Genomic DNA, 20,612 nt, shown 5'->3' with positions numbered 1-20,612 from the left:
TGGCGGGCGTGGGCCCTTCAGTGATCATCGCTGTCCGGCACGGGGAGAGCGAGGCCAACCTCGCCTACCGGCGGGCCGGCGACACGCCGCTGGTCTACGAGCGGGGCGACGACGAGGTGACGCTGACGGAGCAGGGCAGGGCGCAGGCCGCCGCCCTCGGGCGGCTGCTGGCCGCACTGCCCGCGGGCGAGGCGCCCGAGCTGGTGTGGTGCTCGCCCTATCTGCGCGCCCTCGACACGTGGCGGATCGCGCGGGCGACCTGGGGGATCCACCCACTCCCCGTCACCGTGGACGAACGGCTCAGAGACCAGGAGATGGGCGAGTTCGCCCGCTACAACCCCGCCGCGGTCAGGCAGCGGTTCCCCGGCGAGCCGGAGCGGCGGGAGGCGGAGGGCGCCTGGGCCTACCGCCCGCCCGGGGGCGAGTCGCTGGCCGACGTCGTGGCCCGGCTGCGTGACCTCCTCGCCGGCCTGCCGCGGCGGGCCGACGGCCGGCCGGTGCTGATCGTCGCCCACGACTCCGTGGTGCTGGGGCTGCGCCACGTCATCGCCGGCGGACCCGACGCGGAGCTCGCGGCCGTGCTGGAGTTCGCGCCGGTGCTCAACGCCTCCGTGTCGGTCTGGCGCACCGGCGGCGGCCGCTTCGAGCTCGTCCGCTTCAACGACGTCGGCCACCTCGGCCCCTGACCTCCCGGGGCTCGCCCGCCGCGACGGGCCCGCCCGTCCCGGCCCGTGGCCTCACCCCGTCCGGACGATCAGGTCGGCGCGTTGCCGCGTCCGGTCCTCGGCGAACCACGCGCGCTCGGCCACGAACCACGTCCGCCACCGCGGCTCCAGCTCGGGGCCGTCCCGCTCCAGGACGCGTGCCAGGCGCACCGCCTCGGGCGCCTCCACCCAGACGGTGTACGCCAGCAGCTCCGCCACCGAGGCCCTGGCCGTGCCGACCCCCTCGATGATGAGCGCCGGCGCGACAGGCACGGTCACCTGTTCGGCGTATTCGCCGCGCACCCAGTCATACCTGCGAAAACGCCCCGGACGGCCGTGCCGCAACGGATCGATCACCTGCGACTCCAGCGCGTGGAACCAGCCGCCGGGCCCGTCGTCCCACGGCACGGGGAAGTCGTCGCTGTGGATCACCTGGCACCCGAGATCCGCGGAGAGCCGCCGCGCGAACGTCGTCTTGCCCGCCCCCGCGGGCCCGTCGACGGCCACCAGGCGGACAGGGCCGCACGACGGGGGCAGCCTTCCGATGGCAGCGGCCGGCGGATTCATCGGACCAGGGTAGAGGAGAAGGGGCCCTCGCCTGAGAGAATGTTCCTTCGCCCCTGGATCGCACGTAGGAGGTTGATCTTGCTCGGACCCCTCGGCGGCATCGTCGTACTGGATCTTTCCAGGGCCCTGGCCGGGCCGCACGCCGCGCAGATGCTGGGTGACCTGGGCGCCAGGGTGATCAAGGTCGAGCATCCGGACGGCGGTGACGAGTCCCGGGGCTGGGGACCGCCGTTCGCCGGGCCGGATCACGACGTTTCGACCTACTTCCTGGCGGCCAACCGCAACAAGCAGTCCATCACCGTCGACATGAAGTCCGCGGAGGGCAAGGAGCTCATCGAGCGCCTCGTCCGCCAGAGCGACGTCCTCGTGGAGAACTTCCGCACCGGCGTGCTCGACCGCCTCGGCTTCTCCGTCGAGCGCCTCCACCAGCTCAACCCGCGCCTCGTCATCCTGTCCATCACCGGGTTCGGCCACGACGGCCCTGAAGGCGGCCGCCCCGGCTACGACCAGATCGCCCAGGGTGAGGCCGGCCTGATGTCGCTGACCGGCCCCTCACCCGACGAGCCCTACCGCGTCGGCGCGTCGATCGCCGACCTGCTGGCCGGCATCCACGGCGCCTACGGCGTGGCCGGCGCACTCTACGAGCGCGAGCGCACCGGCATGGGCCGGGTCGTGCGCACGTCGCTGCTGGCCGCCGTCACCGGCGTGCACGCCTACCACGGCACCGCCTGGACGGTCGGCGGCAAGGTGCCCGGCGCCGGCGGCAACCACCACGCCTCCATCGCCCCCTACGGCGCCTTCCGCTGCGCCGACGGCATGTTGCAGATCGCCGCGGCCAACGACGGCCAGTGGAGGAAGGTCGCCGCCCTGCTCGGCATCGACCCCGCCGATCCGCGCTACGCCACCAACAGGGAGCGGTTCGCCCACCGCGACGAGCTGATCGCCGACATGGAGCGAGCCCTGTCCGCCGACGACCGCGCCCACTGGCTGGCCAGGCTGGCCGAGGCCGGTGTGCCCGCGGGCGCGATCAGGTCGATCGACGAGGTCTACGCCTGGGAGCAGACCCGCTCGCAGGGCCTGGTCGTCGAGGTGGAGCACCCGGTGCTCGGGAAGATCGAGCTGCCGGGGCCGCCGCTGCGCTTCGACGGGCTCACCGGGGCCGAGCACAGCGCGCCGCCCGCGCTCGGCCAGGACAACGACGCCGTGCTCGCCTGGCTGGAGGCGCGCGAACAATGATCCGCCACCCGCGGCACCGGACGGCGCTCTCATGCGTCACCATTGCAAGGATGTCCGACTTCTAGGGAGTGATAGTGAGCCGTCCGGACGCGCGCACACTGATCGACACGGTCCTCGACAAGGACTCGTGGACATCGTGGGACGCGCCGCCAGCCGACCCGGCGCCGCCCGGCTCCTCCTACGCCGACGAGCTGGCCGCGGCCCGCGCCAAGTCCGGCTACGACGAGGCGATGATCACCGGCGAAGGGCGGCTCGACGGGCGCAGGGTCGCCATCGCGGCCTGCGAGTTCTCGTTCATGGCGGGCTCGATCGGGGTGGCGGCGGCCGAGCGGTTCGTGAGCGCAGTCGAGCGGGCCACGCGCGAGGGGCTGCCGCTGCTGTCCGCGCCGGCCTCGGGCGGCACGCGGATGCAGGAGGGCGCGCTCGCGTTCGTGCAGATGGTGAAGATCACCGCCGCGATCCAGGCACACCGCGCCGCCGGCCTGCCCTACCTGGTCTACCTGCGGCATCCGACGACCGGCGGGGTCTTCGCGTCCTGGGCGTCGCTGGGGCACGTCGCGGCGGCCGAGCCGGAGGCGCTGATCGGGTTCATGGGGCCGAGGGTGTTCGAGTCGCTGCACGGCTACCCCTTTCCCGAGGGCGTGCAGGTGTCGGAGAACCTGCACCGCAAGGGGCTGCTCGACGCGGTGGTGTCGGCCGGGGAAGCGCGCGATGTCGCGATCAAGGCGCTCGCCGTGCTCGCCGCCGACAGGTCCGCCGTCGTGGCCGGCGATCCCCCCGAGGAGGATCTGCGGCCCGTGGAGGCGTGGGAGGCGATCACCCGCTCGCGCCGCGACGACCGGCCCGGCGTGCGCACGCTGCTCAAGCTGGCCGCCACCGACGTGACCCCGCTCAGCGGCACCGGCGAGGGCGAGAACGAACCGGGGCTGCTGCTGGCGCTGGCCAAGTTCGGCACCGCGCCGGCGGTGGTGCTCGGCCAGGACCGGCGCTTCCAGCGCGCCAACTCGCCGCTGGGCCCGGCCGGGCTCCGCGCGGCCAGGCGCGGCATGCGGCTGGCGGCCGAGCTGGACCTGCCCCTGGTGACCGTCGTCGACACCGCGGGCGCCGACCTGTCGAAGTCGGCCGAGGAGGGCGGCCTGGCGGCCGAGATCGCCCGCTGCCTGGCCGAGCTGGTCATGCTCGACGCGCCCACCGTGTGCCTGCTGCTCGGCGAGGGCGCGGGCGGGGCGGCGCTGGCGCTGCTGCCCGCCGACCGGGTGCTCTGCGCGCAGCACGCCTGGCTGTCGCCGCTGCCGCCCGAGGGGGCCTCCGCCATCCTCTACCGCTCGGTCGACTTCGCCCCCGAGATCGCCCAGGCCCAGCACATCCGCGCCACCGACCTGCGGCGCGACGGCATCGTCGACCGGGTCATCCCCGAGGTGCCCGACGCCGCGTACGAGCCGCGCAACTTCTGCGAACGGGTGGGGCGGGCGCTTGAGCACGAGATCGCGCTGCTGCTGCGGGCGGCCCCCGCCGACCGGCTCGCCGCCCGCCAGGCCCGCTACCGCAACCTCGGCAACCCCGCCGGCTGGGGACCGGTCAAGGCGCCGGGTGGCCCGGAGGCGTGACCCCGCCGGGGCCCCGTCCGGTCAGGGCCCCCTTACGGCACCGGGACGCGCTCGACGCGGATCGAGAAGACCTCCTCGCGGGGCACCACGACCTCGTAGGCGCCGTGATCGACCATCCAGTAGCCCAGTGCCTCCGCCTTCATCCCGCTGTGCCCGGTGTAGGCGATGTGCAGGCCGTCGTCGTCCTCGTCGAGCACGATGCACGGCTCGCCGCCGAACGCTCCCACCGTGCGGATCAGCACCAGCCACTCCAGCTGCGCCCTGGGCACGACCCGCCGCCAGTAGCCGGAGGCCGGCTCGAACCCTTCCAGCTCCGTCTCGCTGAACAACACCACCTGGTCGCTGTCGGGGCCGAGGGCGGCGGGCAGGGTGCGCTCGCCGAAACGGGCCACGAACCCGGAGGCGATCGGCACGATCTCGTCGCTCATGCGGAGGGCCGCCAGGTCAGCCCGTCGTAGTGGGCGAAGGTCCGCTCGCCCTCAGCGGTGACGCGGATGATCTCCGCCCCGGCCGGGATCGGCATCGGAACGGTGTGGAACTGCGGCACCACGTGCTCCGACGAGGTCGTGAACCCGTTGCCGGCGAACGGCGGGGCGTCGCTCCAGTCGCCGCCCATGTGCGGCCCGTACGGCACCGCGTAGGTGTCGATGTCGCGGGCGAACCAGCGCATGACATAGATCTCGGGCACTTCGGCGAACAGCTCCGATCCATCGAACGACAGGTCGAGCCCGTGGTAGAGCGCCTCCGGCGTGGCCAACCTGACGCAATCCTGCACCCGGTAGACGTAGCCGGAGATGACCGTGCGCTTGCCCGACAGATATGGCACGAGCAGACGCGGCGGGACAACCTTCTGCATCTGCGTTCCGCTCACGCTTCTACTTTACGATCTGTTGAACCCGGAGCATCCGATGTTCCAGGCACGGCAAGGTGGCGCGGGCGGCCGCGGTCTGCTCGTGGTCGACCTCCACGACCTGCACACCCGGTGCGGTGCCGAGGTCGGCGCGCACCACGCCCAGCGGGTCGACCAGCATGCTGCGGCCCACACCGTAGCCGTCGGACGCCTCGGCCGGGTTGGGCGCCTGGCCGATGGCCGCGGTCCACATGGTGTTCTCCAGCGCCCGAGCTCTCACCAGGGTCACCCAGTGGTCCTCCTTGAGCGGCCCCGAGCCCCAGGCCGCGATCACCGCGAACAGCTCGGCGCCCTGGTCGACCAGCGCCCTGGCCAGCTCGGGGAAGCGGACGTCGTAGCAGGTGATCAGCCCGACCCGCACCCCGGCCAGCTCGACGACCACCGGCTCGGCGCCCGGTTCGACCAGGTCGGACTCCTTCGCCCCGAACGAGTCGAACAGATGGATCTTCCGGTACGCCGCCCGCACCGTGCCCTGGGCGTCGATGGCCACGGCCGTGTTGTGCACGCGCTGGTCGCCCGGCTCGAACACGCCGGCGATCACCGCGAGACCGTGCTCCTTGGCGGCCTCGGCCAGGCCGGACACGAACGGCCCGTCGAGGGGCTCGGCCAGGCTCGTGATGCGCCTGCCGTAGCGGGTGAGGGTGGCCTCGGGGAAGATCGCGAGGTCGGCGCCCTCGGCTCGGGCGAGCGCCTGCCGCGCTCTCTCGAGGTTGGCCGGCGGGTCAGGAGAGACCGGGATCTGGCAGAGGGCGATTCTGGTCACGGCCAGACTCTAGCCGGTTGGGGACCCGCCGAAACCACGTGAGGCAGCGCCAGATCCATTCGAGCGGGCCGTACCTGAACCTCGCCAGCCACCACCTGCTCAGCAGCACCTGCGCGGCCACGGTCACCACCGTCAGAGCCACCACCGACCAGCGGGTCCTGTCGGCGTCGACCAGCGGGCCCGCCAGCATGACGATCGCGGTGCCCGAGACGTAGTTGGTCAGCGCCATCCGGCCCAGCGGCTCCAGCAAAGCACCCGACCACGGCCGCAGCGCGAGCAGCAGCCCCAGCGAGTACGCCGCCGCGCCCGCCAGCGCGGCCACGCTGTAGATGCTCCAGGCGTTCGTGGACGACCACGCGGCCGTCAGCAGCGCGGTGGCCGCCACGGCGACCGCGAACGACGGCAGCAGCAGCCACCTGGGCGGACGCAACTGCCACAGCGCCATGCCGACCAGGAACAGGCCGGGGATCAGCAGCGGCCCGCCGCCGACGGCCACCCCCCATCCGACGACCGCCAGCCCGAGCACCAGCACCGGCAGGCCGGGCGCCAGGAACGAGGCGGGCAGCAGCACCACCGCGCCGTAGAAGGCGTAGTCGGTCAGCACCTCGCCCTCGTAGAAGGTGTGCTGCACGAGCCCGAAGCAGAACAGCCAGAACAGCCTGCTCAGCAGCGCCCAGCGGCTGTTGCCGCGCAGGAACAGCAGGAAGCTGATGCCGAACAACAACGAGAAGATGGGGTAGAACCGGCTCTGGAACAGCGCCTCGACGGTCCAGTCGACGCCGGTCTGCTGCTTCGTGGTGTGCTGCCAGGTGTTGACCAGCATGATCCCGCCCACCGCGAAGCCACGGAGAGCGTCGAGCTCACGGATGCGCGTCACAGGAACCAGGTGAACCACCATATGAGGAATCCGGCGCCGATGGCGGTCGCGGCGATCTGGGGCCACCTGCGGTCGCGCAGCAGCGCCGCGGCCGTCAGCACGGCCGACGCCACCGCGATCGACGTGTACGGGCCGGTGGTGCCGGGGACGCCGACGGCCAGGGCGAAGCCGTACGTGCCGGCCAGGGTGTGCGCGGACTGGGCCATGAGCCCGGTGAAGGCCACGCCGGCCAGGCCGGCGAAGGCCGCGGGCGCCCGGCCTCGCAGCGCCCCGGAGACGAGCTGGACCAGCGAGGCGAGTGCGAACGCCGCGAAGGGCGCGGCCAGCCAGGGGGAGCGGGAGATCAGGTAAGGGGCCGCGGTGACGTGCAGGTCGCCCGGCCGGGTGGCGGTGGTGGGGGCCGCGCAGGGAGCGGCCGGCGCCGTGGCCGGGCCGGCGACGAACGCGGCGATCTTCCCTCGGGCGCAGGCGCTGGTGAGGAAGACGGCGTGGGAGGCGCCGGCGAACTCCTCGAAGCGGGCGTCCGGCAGGGCCTGCGCGGCGGACCTGGCGGTCGCCGCGGGGGCGGCGGGGTCGTACCGGCCGCCCAGGACGTAGACGGGAGCCGAGGGGGTGGCGTTCACGGGCTCTGACCTGGGCACCTGCCAAGCATCGCATACCGCTTTGTCTGCATTTATGGTGAAAAGTCGTGATTCTGGGGTGAAGGTGTTGAACGGGACCTCGTCCTGGCACTGCACCGCGTGATACAGCCCCCACACGCGCGCCGCCAGCCGCTCGCCCGCGGCGTCCACCAGCGGCCGCAGCAGCTCGTCACGCCCCTCGGCGAGCCCGCCGACCAGCGCGGGCGCCACCGCGGCCAGGTCCGCCTCGCGCAGCGCCCCTGCCATGATCGCGGCCAGGTCGTCACCGGTCACGTGGGCCGTGAACGCCCCGCCGAGCACCGGATCCGTCGTGGGCACCCGCGCCGGCGAGGCGTTCAGTCTGGCCCGCACGGCCGCGAACCGCTCCCCGGCCCCCAGCGCGGCGAGCGCGCCGCCGAGGTCGCGATCGGCGCCGTCGTAGCGGCGGGCGCCCGGAGGAAGGAACGAGTCCAGCACCACCGACCGCACGCCGCCCGGGTCGGCCGCGGCCACGCCGAGCATGACCCTGGTCGAAGAGCCGACCCCGAACAGGTGCCACGCGTCGTACCCCAGCTCCTCGCGCAGGGCGACCACGTCGGCCACGATCTCCCGCGTGCGGTACCCCCGCAGGTCGACGCCCTCCTCCCGGAGCCGGTCGCGGCACCGTACGGCCGCCGCGACGATATCGGCGGGCAGGTCGGCGGCCACGTCGGCGGCCCTGTCAGCAGCCTTGTCGGCGGGCACGTCGGCGGGCAGGTCGGCGCTCCTGTCAGCGGTCCTGTCGGCAACGGGCCGCCGCAGCTGCCCGAGCAGCGCCTGCGCGGTCTCCGGGCAGCCCAGCGACGGCTCGGAGTGCCGGCCGCCGCGCTGTTCGACCGTCACCACGTCGCGATCGGGGAACATCGCGCTCAGCACGGACATCGCGTCCATCGAGGCCGGCCCCGGCCCGCCGCCCATGAAGACCACCGGATCCGCTTCGCGGTCACCGGAGCCCGCCACGCGCACGGCGTACGCCACCTTGACCGTCCGCCCGTTCGTGTCCCTCCGCTCGGGGACCTCCAGGAAACCGCAGGTCGTGCCCGGCGGCATGGCCACCGGGCACGGATGCCGCGCGGCCGTGCCGGAATGCGCGCCGGGGTCGCCGGCGGGGCTCACGGCGGGGCTCACGGTGGGGCTCACGGTGGGGCTCATGGCGGGAGTGGCGGTGTTCATGGCGGTGTTCATGGCGGGGGGCGCCGTGAGGGCGAGGGCGAGCACGACCCGAGAGATCACGGCACGAGACTAATAGTGTGGGCACGTGACCGAACCACTTGTTTCCAGGATGCGTGCCTTCGGCACGACGATTTTCGCGGAGATGAGCGCGCTGGCCGTGCAGACCGGGTCGATCAACCTCGGCCAGGGCTTCCCCGACACCGACGGGCCCGCCGCGATGCTCGGCCGCGCGGTCGAGGCGATCGGCTCGGGCGCCAACCAGTACCCGCCGGGACCCGGCGTGCTCGACCTGCGGCAGGCGATCTCCGAGCACCGCTCGGCCCACTACGACCTCTCCTACGACCCGGCGGGCGAAATCCTCGTCACGGTGGGCGCCACCGAGGCGGTCGCGGCGAGCGTGCTGGCGCTGTGCGAGCCGGGCGACGAAGTGATCGCGTTCGAGCCCTACTACGACTCCTACGCCGCCTCGATCGCGCTGGCCCAGGCCCGGCTGGTGGCCGTGACCATGCGGCCGGAGGCCGGCCGCTTCACGTTCGACCCCGGCGAGCTGCGCGCCGCCGTCACGCCGCGCACCAGGGCCATCCTGGTCAACTCGCCGCACAACCCCACCGGCACGGTGTTCACCAGGGAAGAGCTGACCGTCATCGCGGAGCTGTGCCAGGAGCGCGGGCTGATCGCCGTCACGGACGAGGTCTACGAGCACCTCTCCTTCGACGGGGTCGAGCACATCCCCCTCGCCACGCTGCCCGGCATGCGGGAGCGCACGGTGATGATCTCGTCGGCGGGTAAGACGTTCTCGGTCACCGGCTGGAAGACCGGCTGGGTGTGCGCGCCGCCCGCCCTGGTCACGGCGGTGCAGACGGTCAAGCAGTTCCTCACGTTCACGGCGAGCGCCCCGTGGCAGCTGGCGGTGGCGTACGCGCTGCGGCACGAGCTGGAGTGGGTGGCCGCGCTCCGGGCCGGTCTCCAGGACAAGCGCGACCGGCTCATGGAGGGGCTGACGGCCGCGGGCTTCTCCGTGCTCAAGCCCGCCGGCACCTACTTCGTGCAGACCGACATCCGGCCGCTGGGCTTCGAGGACGGCCTGGAGCTGACCCGCCGGCTGCCCGGCCTGGCCGGGGTGGTGGCGATCCCGACCCAGGTCTTCTACGACCATCCCGAACGCGGGCGGCACTTCGTACGGTTCGCCTTCTGCAAGAAGGACGAGGTCATCGACGAGGCGGTGACCCGGCTCAAGCGCCTGTCGGCCTGACCCGTGCCGGCGGGCGCGGTCCCGTCGGCACGGAGAGCGTCCTGCCGCGCAGCCGCACCGTCCCGTCGTGGCGGGCGGTCACCTGCGGTGGGCGTTGCCGCCGCTCGGCTCGTCCAGCGGGGTCAGCGCGGCCGTCGCCTCCTCGTTCTCCATCCCGGTCGCCTGGAGCAGGTCGACCACCACCGAGCGCAGCTGCGCGATGATGACGTGCGCCGAGAACCCCAGCTGCGGGGGCCGTTCCCGGGCCGCGACGGCGAGCAGGGCCTGCCGCGCCAGCGTCGGCTCGCGGCCCGCCCCCAGCTCCAACTGCAGCAGCAGCGCCGCCTCCGACACCTCCCGCATGGCCTCGGCCAGCGCGGCCGGGGGAGGGCTGACCTCTCCGAGCGAGGCCAGCGTGCGCCTGATCAGCACGCGTGCGTTCCGCAGCGCGAGGTCCACCGGCATGGCCGCGGTCTCGTAGCGGGCCAGCCGGGCCCGCCGATGCCAGTGCACCGGCGAGATCATGGCGATCTCCTTGCTCGTCTCCAGCGCCGCCTCGAACTCCTCGACCGCTCCCTGCGTGTTGCGGGCCTCCTCCAGCGCCTCGGCGGCCAGCTCCACGTCCCGCTTCTCGATCGCCGCAGCGGCCTGCTCCAGCACCGTCGACAGCGCGTCCAGCACCCCGGACAGGTGTTTCGCGGCGATCATGAACGGGCTGGCGGGCAGCAGCGCGACCGCCGCGATCCCGATGATGCCGCCGGTGAGCGCGTCGGCCATCCGGTCCAGGCCGCCCACGTCCTCGCCAGGCACCAGGGTGGCCACCAGCACGGCCGACGAGCCGGCCTGCGCGACGAAGAGCGCTCCGCTGTTGAGCAGCACCGCCACGGCCATCGCCAGCCCCACCACGAGCGCGAGCTGCCAGGCGCCCGAGCCGATCCAGGCCACCAGCAGGTCGCCCACGCCGACGCCGAGGCTGACCCCGACGACCAGTTCGATCACCCGGCGCAGACGCTGCCCCAGCCCCACGCCGACGCAGATGAGCACGGAGATCGGTGCGAAGATCGGCCGCGGGTGGCCGAGCAGCTCGATGGCGGCGAGCCAGGCGAGCGCGGCGCCGACCGCGCACTGTGCGATGGACGGCGCCATCAGGCCGAACGTGCCCAGCCGTTCCTTCACATGATCGCTGAGCCTCGTTCGCACCTCTCCACCTTGGCGGATCTCCGGCACAATGTCACGTTTGCCCCGGCCAGGTGTGTTTAGTCGGGAGCTGGTTCGACGATCAGGAGGGCGCCGCCGACCCGTTCAGGCGTTCGGCGATCCGGCAGCCGCCGGCGACCCGTCCAGGAAGTCGTCCACCACCCGCAGGAACGCGCGGCGCGCGTTGACGTGGACGAGGTGGCCGGCCTCGATCGTGACCAGCTCGGCCCCGGGGATCAGCGCCGCGACGTCCTGCGCGCGCAGCGGGCTCGCCGCCCCGCCCGACAGCACCAGCGTCGGCGCCGTGATCCGCGCCAGCCCCTCCCGCCAGGCCGGATCGGGGTCGACGAGTTGCCGCTCGGTGTCGTGCATCATCCGCCAGTCGAACCCCGTCGACCCGTCCTCCACGAGCGGCGCGCGGTTCTCCAGCGGGTAGGGCTGCGGCGGATCCTCCAGCACGAGCCGCTCGACCCGCTCGGGACGGCTCATGGCCAGAAGACAGGCCACCACGCCGCCGAGCGAGTGCCCCACCACCGTGGCGCGTTCGATGCCCAGGTGGTCGAGCAGCCCGGCGACGTCCTCGGCCATGGCGGGCAGCGGATATTCGCCCGGACGGTCGCTGGCCCCGTGCCCGCGCAGATCGAGCGCCAGAACGTGACGGCGGGCGGCGAAGTGCTGGGTGATGCCGTTCCAGTCGTTGTGGTCGGCGGTGCGCCCGTGGAGCAGCAGGAGCGCGGGCGCGGAAGGATCGCCTTCCTCCCGGTAGACGAGCCTGATCCCGTTGACGTGCGCGTCGCGAATCACAGGCGCGACCCTACCGCCGCCGCTCAGCGCACGTTGACATCGTCCGCGGCGTTCCTGGGCAGACATTGACCATGAACCCCGCTGACCGGCTCGGCTAGCGTCGCCAGGACAGGGGGCCAGAACAGGGGAAAGTACTGGAAGAAGGGGCTTCGCATGCCGGACCCGATAGAAGTGCGCAAGGTGCCCATCGAGAGCGTCACCGACGCCTCAGGGTTGTCACGGCTCATCGCCGACGGAGTGATCGAGGCGAGCCGGGTGCTGGCCGTCGTCGGCAAGACCGAGGGCAACGGCGGCGTCAACGACTACACGCGCATCCTCGCCGACCGCGCCTTCCGCGAGGTGCTCGCCGAGCACGGGCATCCGGCGCCGGACAGCGTGCCGCTGGTCTGGTCGGGCGGCACCGACGGCGTGCTCAGCCCGCACGCCACCATCTTCGCCACCACGGCCGACGCGACCCCGTCCGAGGAGCCGCGGCTGTCGGTGGGCGTGGCCATGAGCGAGGTGATCCTCCCCGAGGACATCGGCAGGCCCGCCATGGTCGAGAAGGTCGCCGCGGGCGTGCGCGAGGCCATGAAGATCGCCGGCATCGACGACCCGCGCGACGTGCACTACGTACAGACCAAGACGCCGCTGCTCACCCTCGCCACCATCACCGACGCCAAGAGCCGCGGCCAGGACACCGCCATCGAGGAGACCGGCCCCTCCATGGACCTGTCCAACTCCACCACCGCCCTCGGCATCGCCGTCGCCCTCGGCGAGATCGACATGCCGCGCGCCGACCAGATCCACAAGGACCTGTCGCTCTACTCGTCGGTGGCCTCGTGCTCGTCGGGCGTGGAACTGGACCGGGCGCAGATCGTCCTCGTCGGGAACGTACGCGGGATCGGCGGCCGCTACCGCATCGGCCACAGCGTCATGAAGGACGCCCTCGACGCCGACGGCATCTGGGAGGCCGTCAGGGACTCCGGGCTGGCGCTGCCGGAGCGCCCGCATCCGTCCGACCTCGGCGGGCGGCTGGTGAACGTGTTCATGAAGTGCGAGGCCGACCCGTCAGGGCGGGTGCGGGGACGCCGCAACATCATGCTGGACGACTCCGACGTGCACTGGCACCGGCAGATCAAGGCGACGGTGGGCGGGGTGGCGGCCTCGGTCACGGGCGACCCCGCCGTGTTCGTCTCAGTCGCCGCCGTCCACCAGGGCCCGTCCGGCGGCGGCCCGGTCGCCGCCATCGCCGACCATGGGTGATCTTCTAGGAGTCCTTACGGCTTCGCCGGGCTCAGCCGCCCGCCGCGGGTGGCTGATCGCCTTCCAGGGAAACGCCCGCTGACCCTTCACCGGCGGACCGCCGTCACGGAGCGCACTCTTGACCCTCACCGTGGTGAAACCCGTGACCGATCGCGCGACGTGACACGGGCACCCGTGCGCGCGGGGTTGCGGCAGGGGCGCCGATCGTGCGGCGGTCGACGGGGCGTGGGCGGCCGATGCCGGGCCGGTGCGGGCGGGCGGGCGGTGTCAGGGCCAGGGGAGGGCGGTGAGCTCGGGCCAGTCCCTGGTCCATCGGGTCACCTTGGCTTCGTACACGTGCTTGGGAGCCAGCCTGGGGTTGGGACGCAGTCGCAGGCCGAAGGCGTCGGACACGCCGTAGGGCGCGTACACCCGCCACTCGCCCGCCGCCGTGATCCGCGCGCCCAGCGCGCACGTCGTGGCCGGGAAGGAGTCGATCGCGTCCTCGGTGCTGTCGTACGGCGGGCACGGGACGCCGAAGCGTTCTTCGTACCACATGTGCACCCTGGCCTCGTTGCGGATCTCCACCGGCACGCCGCCGAACACCCGCCGCCCGATCCTGATCACCTCGTTCTCGGCCTCCCACGACAGGTCGGACGGGTCGTAATAGATCAGGTCGTAGTCCTTGATGCCGTAGCCCGGGTCGCGCCCGGTCACGTGGTTCCAGACGGTCTGCACGATCGCGCCCGCCGCGACCCACCAGCCGGGCAGGTCGAGTGTCCTCGCCTGATGCAGCACGGCGGTCAGCACCGGGTTGGTGCCCAGGACGCGGGGCATGGCGGCGAGTTGCTCGTCGAGGGGAAGGCGCGCGATCCGCATCGCCACCATGATGTCACCCGCATGTCGGCGGTCCGGATCTGGTGACTATGTAGAGTCCGGTGGGAGGATCCAGAGACGCACGTGGCGCAGGCACGCCCGCGCCGCCGCTACTACCGGATCACCGCTGACGGCGCCGAGCAGGCACGCGACGCCGTCGCCAGGGCATACCGCGCACGCAGACAGCCGGCGCCCGGCTGGTTGCCCCAGCCGGGCACAGCCGGAGGTGGGTCGTGAACGCCGGGGTGCGCGCGCTGCGGGCCAGCCTTCGGGCCGGGTCCGGGCGCGGGTAGTCTCGGGGGTTGTGCCGAGCATCCCGCAGCCTCTGAACCCTGACGACGACGGCCGCGCCGCTCCCGCCGTCGCCGCCGCCCTGGCCGCCTTCGAGGCCGGCACGGCCGGCGACGCCGAGGTGCTGGCCGCGCTGAGCGGCGCCAGGCTGCTCGTGCCCGTGGTCGCCCTGCTGACCGAAAGTGAGGTCGGCGCGCACGGGCTCCGGCAGGAGAAGGAGAGCGAGATGGCCCTGCCCAAGCTCGTCGGGCAGGACGGCAGGCACGCGGTGCTGGCGTTCACCGGTGCCGACGCGCTGGCCAGATGGCGTGCGGACGCCCGGCCCATCCAGGCCACCGCGCTCCAGGTCTGCCAGGCCGCCGTGCAGGAGCGGGCGGCGGCGGTCGTGGTGGATGTCGCCGGTCCTGTGCAGTTCGTGATCGAGGGGGAGGTGCTGGCGGCGCTCGCGGCGGTCGAGTCCGGCACCGTGGGCGAGCTCAGCGGCGTCACCGTCGCCCGCGTGGAGCCCGCCCGCAGGCGCCGCCGCTTCCCGTGGGGTCGCAGGGCCACCCGATGACCCACCCGGCCGTCGCCGGAGGCGACGGCCGCTCTTCCTTCACGCATCGTCCTGCACGCGGACGCGGCTCAGGGCACGTCACCCGGACTGTGTCATGCGGGACGGCGTACCGGTCGCGCGGTCACGACGGCGGTCAGGAGCCCGACTCCGGCCACGCCTGGTCCCTCCTGATCGAGCGCACGTTCCCGCCCGGCTCCGGCCGGCTGCGCTGGTTGATCGGCGGCAACGTGAAATGCTCGCGGATCATGTCGACGAGCTTGGCCATCTTGTCGTCGGCCTCGCCGACCTTGCGCTGGTCGAGCGTGACGCCCACGACGTAGCGGCCGTGGTCGACCCAGTAGTGGAACAGCGCGCCGCGCTCGACGTCCAGCACGGTCCTGATCACCGTGCCGCTCTCCAGCAGCCTGAGGTGCGTGTCGAGCCGCTGCCCGATCCAGTCGATCTGGCGGCTCAGCTTCAGATAGGAGATCCTGCGTTCCTCGGGTGTCGACTCGTGGAAGAAGTGCTGCAGGTCGGCGTCGTCGAGCACGTCGGTGTAGAAGGCGCAGCCGCCGGGGCCGAAGAACGCCACGAAGTGCAGATCCTCCTGGTCGATCATGGAGACGCAGCTCCCGAGCGCCTTCTCCATCGCCGCGCTGATGTCCGGCTGCGTGCGGATCAGGATCTCCGACTCGCCGATCACCTTGCGCTTGGTCGTGGTCGGCGACGGGCTCGCCGTCGCCTCCAGGTGCGGCACGTACAGGCCGCGCCGGAAGAGGACCAGCAGGTACGTCCCGGTCAGCAGGGTGAACGCGGCGATCCCGATCATCGACAGGCCGAGCAGCTCGCCGGACATGTGCCCGTTCCACAGAACCGGCCCGAACCCGGCCGCGAACCCCAGCACGATTCCCCCGGCCGCCGTCACGGTCATGGCCGTGACCAGCATGGCCGGCAGCCGCCCGCGCAGCCGGCCCGCGATCAGGGCGATCAGGGCCAGCCCTGTCACCACGGAGACGACGGTGATGGCGCGGGAGACGTTGTACTCCTCGCCCTCGATGTACCAGGCCAGCATTTCGAGCAGGACAGGGGCGAGCACGAAAGTCGCGATGACGACCGCGAATCTGACGAACCGATCCCTGTCCACGCGGGAAGTGTCCGTGATCGGCTCGTCGACCGCAATAGCCGAAGCCCCATCCCCGATGGCGGATCGTGCCTTCGAACGCCCCTGCCGGGCGCCCCCGCCCGGCGGGGGCGCGACGACGGACCGGCTGGGCGCCAGGGCTTGGGGCGGCGAGACGGCGCGGCTCCCGTGGCGGGGGCTTGGGGGCGATCGGCCCGCGGGGGCGGGCCGGGCGGTTTAGGGTCTGGGCGTGGTCGCACTCATGGCGCTGCTCGGACTCCTGTGCGGACGCGCCATCCGGGCGCTGGCCGATGCCTATGACGACGGTGTCACCCCCGTCCCCCCGTGGCCGCCGGCCATCGAGGTGGTGTGCGCCGCCGTCACCGCGCTCGTCGCGTGGCGGGTGGGGCTGCCGTACGCGTGCTTCGCCGTGATCGGGGTGGCTCTGGCCGTGGTCGACTGGCGTACGAGCCTGCTGCCCGACGCGATCACGCTCCCGGCGTACCCCGTCATGGCGCTGGCGCTCGTGCCGACGGGGGAACTGCCCGCGGCGCTGGCCGGCGGGGCGGCGCTGGCGGTCGTGTACGCGCTGCTCTGGTTCGCCAGGCCGTACGCGATGGGTCTGGGGGACGTGAAGCTGGCCGGGCTCATCGGCATGACGAGCGCGGCGCTGGGCTGGCAGGCGCTGGTCGTCGCCGCCTTCGCCGGACAGTTGCTGGGCGCGCTGTACGCCGTCGCCCTCCTGGTGACGAAGCGTGGGACCCGGCACACCGAGTTCCCTTTCGGGCCGTTCATGCTGCTAGGGGCGTTCAGCGTGCTCTGTCTCGGTTGATGAACGCCGGTCCGGCCACTGGGCCGCACATGGAAGACTTGGAGTCATGTTGCGCTGGTTGACCGCCGGAGAATCCCACGGGCCCGAACTCGTCGCCGTCCTCGAAGGCCTGCCTGCCGGCGTCGAGGTGACCACGGCCGCCATCGACGAGGCCCTGCGCCGCCGCAGGCTCGGCTATGGCCGCGGCGCCCGGATGAAGTTCGAGCAGGACCAGGTGACGATCGTGGGCGGAGTGCGCCACGGGCGCACGATGGGCAGCCCCGTCGCCATCCGCATCGGCAACACCGAGTGGCCCAAGTGGGAGAAGGTCATGGCGGCCGACCCGGTCGACCCGGCCGAGCTGGAGGGCCTGGCCCGCAATGCTCCGAGGTCGCGCCCCCGCCCCGGGCACGCCGACCTGGCGGGCATGCAGAAATACGGGTTCGACGACGCCCGGCAGGTGCTCGACCGGGCCAGCGCCCGCGAGACCGCGGCCCGCGTCGCGCTCGGCGAGGTCGCCAGGCGCTTCCTCAAGCAGGCGCTCGGCGTCGACATCGTCAGCCACGTCACCTCCATCGGCGGCGCCAGGACTCCGGCCGAGACGCTGCCCGGCCCCGCGGACCAGGCCCGCATCGACGACGACCCGGTCAGGTGCGCCGACCCTGAGGGCAGCGCCGCGATGATCGCCGTCATCGACAAGGCGCACAAAGACGGCGACACGCTCGGCGGCGTCGTCGAGGTGCTGGCCTACGGCCTGCCGCCGGGCCTCGGCAGCTACACCCACTGGGACCGCAGGCTCGACTCGCGGCTGGCCGCGGCGCTCATGGGCATCCAGGCCATCAAGGGCGTCGCGGTCGGCGACGGCTTCGAGACCGCCATGCGGCCCGGCTCCCGCGCCCACGACGAGATCGAATACACCGCCGACGACGGCGTCAGGCGCATCACCAACCGCGCGGGGGGCGTCGAGGGTGGCATGACCAACGGCGAGGTCCTGCGCGTCAGCGCCGCGATGAAGCCGATCTCCACGGTGCCGAGGGCCCTGGCCACCATCGACGTCAAGACCGGTGAGGCGGCCAAGGCCCACCACGAGCGCTCCGACGTGTGCGCCGTGCCGGCCGCGGGCATCGTCGCCGAGGCGATGGTCGCGCTGGTGCTGGCCGACACGGCGCTCGAGAAGTTCGGCGGCGACTCCGTCGAGGAGGTCGCGCGCAACCTGTCCGGCTACCTCTCTTCCATGGTGATCAAATGAGTGCACAGCCATCGGCGAGCATCGTCGTGCTGATCGGCCCTCCCGGGTCAGGCAAGACCACGATCGGGCGGCTGCTGGCCGAGCGGCTCGGTGTCGGGTTCCGCGACACCGACGCCGACGTCGAGGCCGTGGCGGGCAAGCCCGTCTCCGACATCTTCGTCGAAGACGGCGAGGCCCGCTTCCGCGAGCTCGAGCACCAGGCCGTGCGCAGGGCGCTGGCCGAGCACGACGGCATCCTGTCCCTCGGCGGCGGCGCCGTGCTCAACGAGGAGACCCAGGCCATGCTCGACGGCCACCACGTGGTCTACCTGCAGGTGGGGCTCTCCGACGCCGTGCAGCGGGTCGGGCTCGGCTCGGCCAGGCCGCTGCTCGTGCTCAACCCGCGCAGCCAGCTGAAGAAGCTGATGGACGAGCGGCGTCCGGTCTACGAGCGGCTGGCCGTGACGACCGTGGTCACCGACAAACGCGAGCCGGCCGAGCTGGCCGACGAGATCGTGAAGGGGCTGCCCGCATGAGCGCGACGCGCATCCACGTACGCGGCGACAGCCCCTACGACGTCGTGGTCGGCACCGGCGTGCAGGCCGAGCTGGCGACGCTGCTCAAACCGGGCGTGCGCACGGTCGCGGTCATCCGCCCCGAGAGCCTGCCCGATCTCGCCGGGCCGGTCACCGCGACCCTGTCGGAGCGCGGCTACGAGGTGGCCGACCTGCCCGTGCCCGACGGCGAGCAGGCCAAGTCCGTCGACGTGGCCGCGCGCCTGTGGTCCGCGCTCGGCCGGCACGGCGTGACCCGCTCCGACGCCGTGATCGGCGTGGGCGGGGGAGCGACCACCGACCTGGCCGGGTTCGTGGCGGGCACGTGGCTGCGCGGCGTGCAGGTCGTGCTCGTGCCCACGACGCTGCTGGCCATGGTCGACGCGGCCGTCGGCGGCAAGAACGGCATCGACACGCCCGAGGGCAAAAACCTCGTCGGCACGTTCCTTCCGCCGGCCGGGGTGTTGTGCGAGCTGTCGACGCTCGACAGCATGCCCAGAGCCGACTACGTCGCCGGCCTCGCCGAGATCATCAAGGGCGGCTTCATCGCCGACCCGGACATCCTCACGCTCGTCGAGGCCGACCCCGAGGCCGCCACCACACCCGGCGGCCCGCACACCCGCGAGCTGATCGAGCGCAAGATCCAGGTCAAGGCCGACGTCGTCGGCGCCGACCTGCGCGAGTCCGGCCTGCGCGAAGTCCTCAACTACGGCCACACGCTCGCCCACGCCATCGAACGCGAAGAGCACTACACCATCCGCCACGGCGAGGCCGTCGCCATCGGGATGGCCTACGCCGCCGAGCTGTCGCGCCTGTCCGGACGCGCCGACCTGGTCGAGCGCACCAGGTCGATCCTCACGAGCGTCGGCCTGCCCGTCTCCTACCGCGCCGGCGCCTGGCCCCGGCTGCGCGACCACATGCGCCTGGACAAGAAGAACCGCGGAGCCAAGCAGCGCTTCGTCGTGCTCGACGACCTGGCGCGACCCGGTCGCCTCGAAGATCCCGCAGAAGAGCTGCTCGAAGCCGCCTACAAGGAGATCTCCGCATGATCCTCGTGCTCAACGGCCCCAACCTGGGCCGGCTCGGCGTCCGCGAGCCCGACGTCTACGGCGCCGAGACGTTCGAGGACCTCGCCACCCTCTGCCGCGACACCGGGCGCAAGCTCGGCGAGCACGTCGAGGTGCGCCAGACCGACGACGAGGCCGAGCTGATCGGCTGGATCCACGAAGCCTGCGACGGCCGCATCCCCGTCGTGCTCAACCCGGCCGCCTTCACCCACTACTCCTACGCCCTGCGCGACGCCATCGCCCAGCGCACCGCGCCGCTCGTCGAGGTGCACATCTCCAATCCCGCGGCCAGGGAAGAGTTTCGCCATACCTCCGTCGTGGCCGGGGTGGCGACGGGCACGATCGCGGGCTTCGGGCTACAGTCATACATCCTTGCGCTGCACGCTATCGCGGAGATGAAGACGACCTCATGAGGCATTACAAGTCCTTCGTCGCTCTCGGCGACAGCTTCACCGAAGGGCTGAACGACCCCGGGCCGGACGGCCACTACCGTGGCTGGGCCGACCGGGTGGCCGAACGGCTCGCCACCGACAACCCCGGCTTCCGCTACGCCAACCTGGCCGTGCGCGGCAAGCTGATCGGACAGATCGTCGCCGAGCAGGTGCCGCTGGCCGTCGAGATGGCGCCCGACCTGGTCAGCTTCTGCGCCGGCGGCAACGACCTGCTCAGGCCCGGCAGCGACCCCGACGTGATGGCCAAGCAGGTCGCGCGAGCCGTACGCGACCTGCGGGCCGGGGGCGCCGACGTGCTGCTGTTCACCGGGGTCGACCCGCGCGACACGCCGGTGATGCGGCGCCTGCGCGGCCGCTTCGCCATCTTCTACCTGCACCTGCGCTCCATCGCCGACCTCTACGGGTGCCGGCTCGTCGACCAGTGGTCGATGCAGGGGCTGCGTGACTGGCGGGCATGGAGCGCCGACCGCCTGCACATGAACGAAGACGGCCACCGGCTGGTCGCCGCGCGCGTGCTCGACGTGCTGGGGGTGCCGTTCGACGACTGGCGCAAGGGCTGGCCGGAGCGGGCGGTGGACCCCCGGGCGCGCCGGCGCGAAGACGCGCAGTGGATGCGCGAACACCTCGTCCCCTGGGTCTCCCGCCGCCTCCGCGGCGTCTCCTCCGGCGACGGGGTCTCTCCCAAGCGTCCGGATCTCTCTCCTTTCTAGCGTCACGGCTCAGCCG

22 protein-coding genes are annotated in these 20,612 nt (G+C 72.6%); 12 read left to right on the top strand and 10 right to left on the bottom strand.

The genetic code is table 11. The annotated features are described in order from the left end of the window. The first annotated feature begins 8 nt into the window (after positions 1-8). Positions 9-686, top strand: coding sequence for a histidine phosphatase family protein (locus tag ABGB14_RS15185; protein WP_347644266.1), 678 nt, complete (start codon positions 9-11; stop codon positions 684-686). Between the two features lie 51 nt (positions 687-737). Here the strand turns inward: ABGB14_RS15185 and ABGB14_RS15180 are convergent, their stop codons facing one another. Next, complete coding sequence (locus ABGB14_RS15180; protein ID WP_347644265.1) at positions 738-1,271, bottom strand: hypothetical protein; 534 nt, start codon at positions 1,269-1,271, stop codon at positions 738-740. A gap of 78 nt (positions 1,272-1,349) precedes the next feature. Between ABGB14_RS15180 and ABGB14_RS15175 the strand changes: the two genes are divergently transcribed. Continuing rightward, positions 1,350-2,507, top strand: a complete 1,158-nt coding sequence (locus tag ABGB14_RS15175; protein WP_347644264.1) for a CoA transferase — start codon at positions 1,350-1,352, stop codon at positions 2,505-2,507. A gap of 74 nt (positions 2,508-2,581) precedes the next feature. Continuing rightward, positions 2,582-4,114 (top strand): carboxyl transferase domain-containing protein, encoded by a 1,533-nt coding sequence (locus ABGB14_RS15170; RefSeq protein ID WP_347644263.1) that lies wholly within the window; start codon positions 2,582-2,584, stop codon positions 4,112-4,114. 32 nt (positions 4,115-4,146) lie between these two features. Here ABGB14_RS15170 and ABGB14_RS15165 read toward each other — a convergent pair whose 3' ends face one another. The 5 genes from ABGB14_RS15165 to ABGB14_RS15145 are packed head-to-tail and all read right to left on the bottom strand — an operon-like array spanning position 4,147 to position 8,556. Then, positions 4,147-4,542, bottom strand: coding sequence for a hypothetical protein (locus tag ABGB14_RS15165; protein ID WP_347644262.1), 396 nt, complete (start codon positions 4,540-4,542; stop codon positions 4,147-4,149). Beyond that, a complete protein-coding gene (locus tag ABGB14_RS15160; protein WP_347644261.1) occupies positions 4,539-4,985 on the bottom strand; it encodes a hypothetical protein in 447 nt (148 codons plus the stop codon). Before ABGB14_RS15160 ends, ABGB14_RS15165 begins: the two co-directional genes overlap by 4 nt. Before the next feature lie 4 nt (positions 4,986-4,989). Beyond that, the gene (locus tag ABGB14_RS15155) at positions 4,990-5,787 is read right to left on the bottom strand and encodes a carbon-nitrogen hydrolase family protein (protein ID WP_347644260.1); all 798 of its coding nucleotides are present in this window, start codon (positions 5,785-5,787) and stop codon (positions 4,990-4,992) included. Beyond that, entirely contained in the window at positions 5,747-6,664 is a 918-nt protein-coding gene (locus ABGB14_RS15150; protein WP_347644259.1) for a DUF418 domain-containing protein, read from the bottom strand. The genes ABGB14_RS15155 and ABGB14_RS15150 overlap by 41 nt, the downstream gene beginning before the upstream one ends. Next, complete coding sequence (locus ABGB14_RS15145; protein ID WP_347644257.1) at positions 6,661-8,556, bottom strand: alpha/beta fold hydrolase; 1,896 nt, start codon at positions 8,554-8,556, stop codon at positions 6,661-6,663. Before ABGB14_RS15145 ends, ABGB14_RS15150 begins: the two co-directional genes overlap by 4 nt. 25 nt (positions 8,557-8,581) lie before the next feature. On the opposite strand from ABGB14_RS15145, the gene ABGB14_RS15140 reads away from it, so the two are divergent. Beyond that, the gene (locus tag ABGB14_RS15140) at positions 8,582-9,748 is read left to right on the top strand and encodes a pyridoxal phosphate-dependent aminotransferase (RefSeq protein ID WP_347644256.1); all 1,167 of its coding nucleotides are present in this window, start codon (positions 8,582-8,584) and stop codon (positions 9,746-9,748) included. A 78-nt stretch (positions 9,749-9,826) separates the two neighbouring features. Here the strand turns inward: ABGB14_RS15140 and ABGB14_RS15135 are convergent, their stop codons facing one another. Beyond that, the gene (locus tag ABGB14_RS15135; protein ID WP_347644255.1) at positions 9,827-10,927 is read right to left on the bottom strand and encodes an FUSC family protein; all 1,101 of its coding nucleotides are present in this window, start codon (positions 10,925-10,927) and stop codon (positions 9,827-9,829) included. Positions 10,928-11,029: 102 nt separating this feature from the next. Next, positions 11,030-11,728, bottom strand: a complete 699-nt coding sequence (locus tag ABGB14_RS15130; protein WP_347644254.1) for an alpha/beta fold hydrolase — start codon at positions 11,726-11,728, stop codon at positions 11,030-11,032. Between the two features lie 153 nt (positions 11,729-11,881). Here ABGB14_RS15130 and ABGB14_RS15125 point away from each other — a divergent pair, with 153 nt between their 5' ends. Beyond that, positions 11,882-12,973, top strand: a complete 1,092-nt coding sequence (locus ABGB14_RS15125; RefSeq protein WP_347644253.1) for a ring-opening amidohydrolase — start codon at positions 11,882-11,884, stop codon at positions 12,971-12,973. Positions 12,974-13,240: 267 nt separating this feature from the next. Here the strand turns inward: ABGB14_RS15125 and ABGB14_RS15120 are convergent, their stop codons facing one another. Further along, positions 13,241-13,831 (bottom strand): nucleotidyltransferase family protein, encoded by a 591-nt coding sequence (locus ABGB14_RS15120; protein ID WP_347644252.1) that lies wholly within the window; start codon positions 13,829-13,831, stop codon positions 13,241-13,243. Between the two features lie 301 nt (positions 13,832-14,132). Here ABGB14_RS15120 and ABGB14_RS15115 point away from each other — a divergent pair, with 301 nt between their 5' ends. Beyond that, positions 14,133-14,675: an SseB family protein gene (locus ABGB14_RS15115; protein WP_347644251.1), complete on the top strand. Its 543-nt coding sequence runs from the start codon at positions 14,133-14,135 to the stop codon at positions 14,673-14,675. 133 nt (positions 14,676-14,808) lie between these two features. On the opposite strand, the gene ABGB14_RS15110 is transcribed toward ABGB14_RS15115, so the two are convergent. After that, positions 14,809-15,798, bottom strand: a complete 990-nt coding sequence (locus tag ABGB14_RS15110; protein WP_347644250.1) for a hypothetical protein — start codon at positions 15,796-15,798, stop codon at positions 14,809-14,811. 226 nt (positions 15,799-16,024) lie between these two features. Between ABGB14_RS15110 and ABGB14_RS15105 the strand changes: the two genes are divergently transcribed. The 6 genes from ABGB14_RS15105 to ABGB14_RS15080 are packed head-to-tail and all read left to right on the top strand — an operon-like array spanning position 16,025 to position 20,596. After that, positions 16,025-16,606 (top strand): A24 family peptidase, encoded by a 582-nt coding sequence (locus ABGB14_RS15105; protein WP_347644249.1) that lies wholly within the window; start codon positions 16,025-16,027, stop codon positions 16,604-16,606. A gap of 46 nt (positions 16,607-16,652) precedes the next feature. Further along, positions 16,653-17,834: a chorismate synthase gene (gene aroC / locus ABGB14_RS15100; RefSeq protein ID WP_347618232.1), complete on the top strand. Its 1,182-nt coding sequence runs from the start codon at positions 16,653-16,655 to the stop codon at positions 17,832-17,834. After that, positions 17,831-18,349 carry a shikimate kinase gene (locus ABGB14_RS15095; RefSeq protein WP_347644248.1) on the top strand — a complete coding sequence of 173 codons (519 nt, stop codon included), beginning with the start codon at positions 17,831-17,833 and terminating at the stop codon, positions 18,347-18,349. Before aroC ends, ABGB14_RS15095 begins: the two co-directional genes overlap by 4 nt. Further along, a complete protein-coding gene (gene aroB, locus ABGB14_RS15090) occupies positions 18,346-19,416 on the top strand; it encodes a 3-dehydroquinate synthase (protein ID WP_347644247.1) in 1,071 nt (356 codons plus the stop codon). Before ABGB14_RS15095 ends, aroB begins: the two co-directional genes overlap by 4 nt. After that, entirely contained in the window at positions 19,413-19,847 is a 435-nt protein-coding gene (gene aroQ / locus ABGB14_RS15085) for a type II 3-dehydroquinate dehydratase (protein WP_347618235.1), read from the top strand. The genes aroB and aroQ overlap by 4 nt, the downstream gene beginning before the upstream one ends. Beyond that, positions 19,844-20,596: an SGNH/GDSL hydrolase family protein gene (locus tag ABGB14_RS15080; RefSeq protein ID WP_347644246.1), complete on the top strand. Its 753-nt coding sequence runs from the start codon at positions 19,844-19,846 to the stop codon at positions 20,594-20,596. The genes aroQ and ABGB14_RS15080 overlap by 4 nt, the downstream gene beginning before the upstream one ends. The last annotated feature ends 16 nt before the right edge of the window (positions 20,597-20,612 follow it).

Origin of the sequence: Nonomuraea sp. B10E15 (assembly GCF_039871615.1) — a bacterium.
Taxonomy (GTDB): Bacteria; Actinomycetota; Actinomycetes; order Streptosporangiales; family Streptosporangiaceae; genus Nonomuraea.
The sequence above is the reverse complement of the archived record's forward strand: the minus strand, read 5'-3'. Positions and strand labels throughout refer to the sequence as shown.

Bases quoted from the DNA above. Each gene is read 5' to 3' on its own strand.
- ABGB14_RS15125 (WP_347644253.1), top strand. From the start codon at position 11,882: ATGCCGGACCCGATAGAAGTGCGCAAGGTGCCCATCGAGAGCGTCACC.
- aroB (WP_347644247.1), top strand. From the start codon at position 18,346: ATGAGCGCGACGCGCATCCACGTACGCGGCGACAGCCCCTACGACGTC.
- aroQ (WP_347618235.1), top strand. From the start codon at position 19,413: ATGATCCTCGTGCTCAACGGCCCCAACCTGGGCCGGCTCGGCGTCCGC.
- ABGB14_RS15165 (WP_347644262.1), bottom strand. From the start codon at position 4,542: ATGAGCGACGAGATCGTGCCGATCGCCTCCGGGTTCGTGGCCCGTTTC.
- ABGB14_RS15095 (WP_347644248.1), top strand. From the start codon at position 17,831: ATGAGTGCACAGCCATCGGCGAGCATCGTCGTGCTGATCGGCCCTCCC.
- ABGB14_RS15180 (WP_347644265.1), bottom strand. From the start codon at position 1,271: ATGAATCCGCCGGCCGCTGCCATCGGAAGGCTGCCCCCGTCGTGCGGC.
- aroC (WP_347618232.1), top strand. From the start codon at position 16,653: ATGTTGCGCTGGTTGACCGCCGGAGAATCCCACGGGCCCGAACTCGTC.
- ABGB14_RS15120 (WP_347644252.1), bottom strand. From the start codon at position 13,831: ATGCGGATCGCGCGCCTTCCCCTCGACGAGCAACTCGCCGCCATGCCC.
- ABGB14_RS15080 (WP_347644246.1), top strand. From the start codon at position 19,844: ATGAGGCATTACAAGTCCTTCGTCGCTCTCGGCGACAGCTTCACCGAA.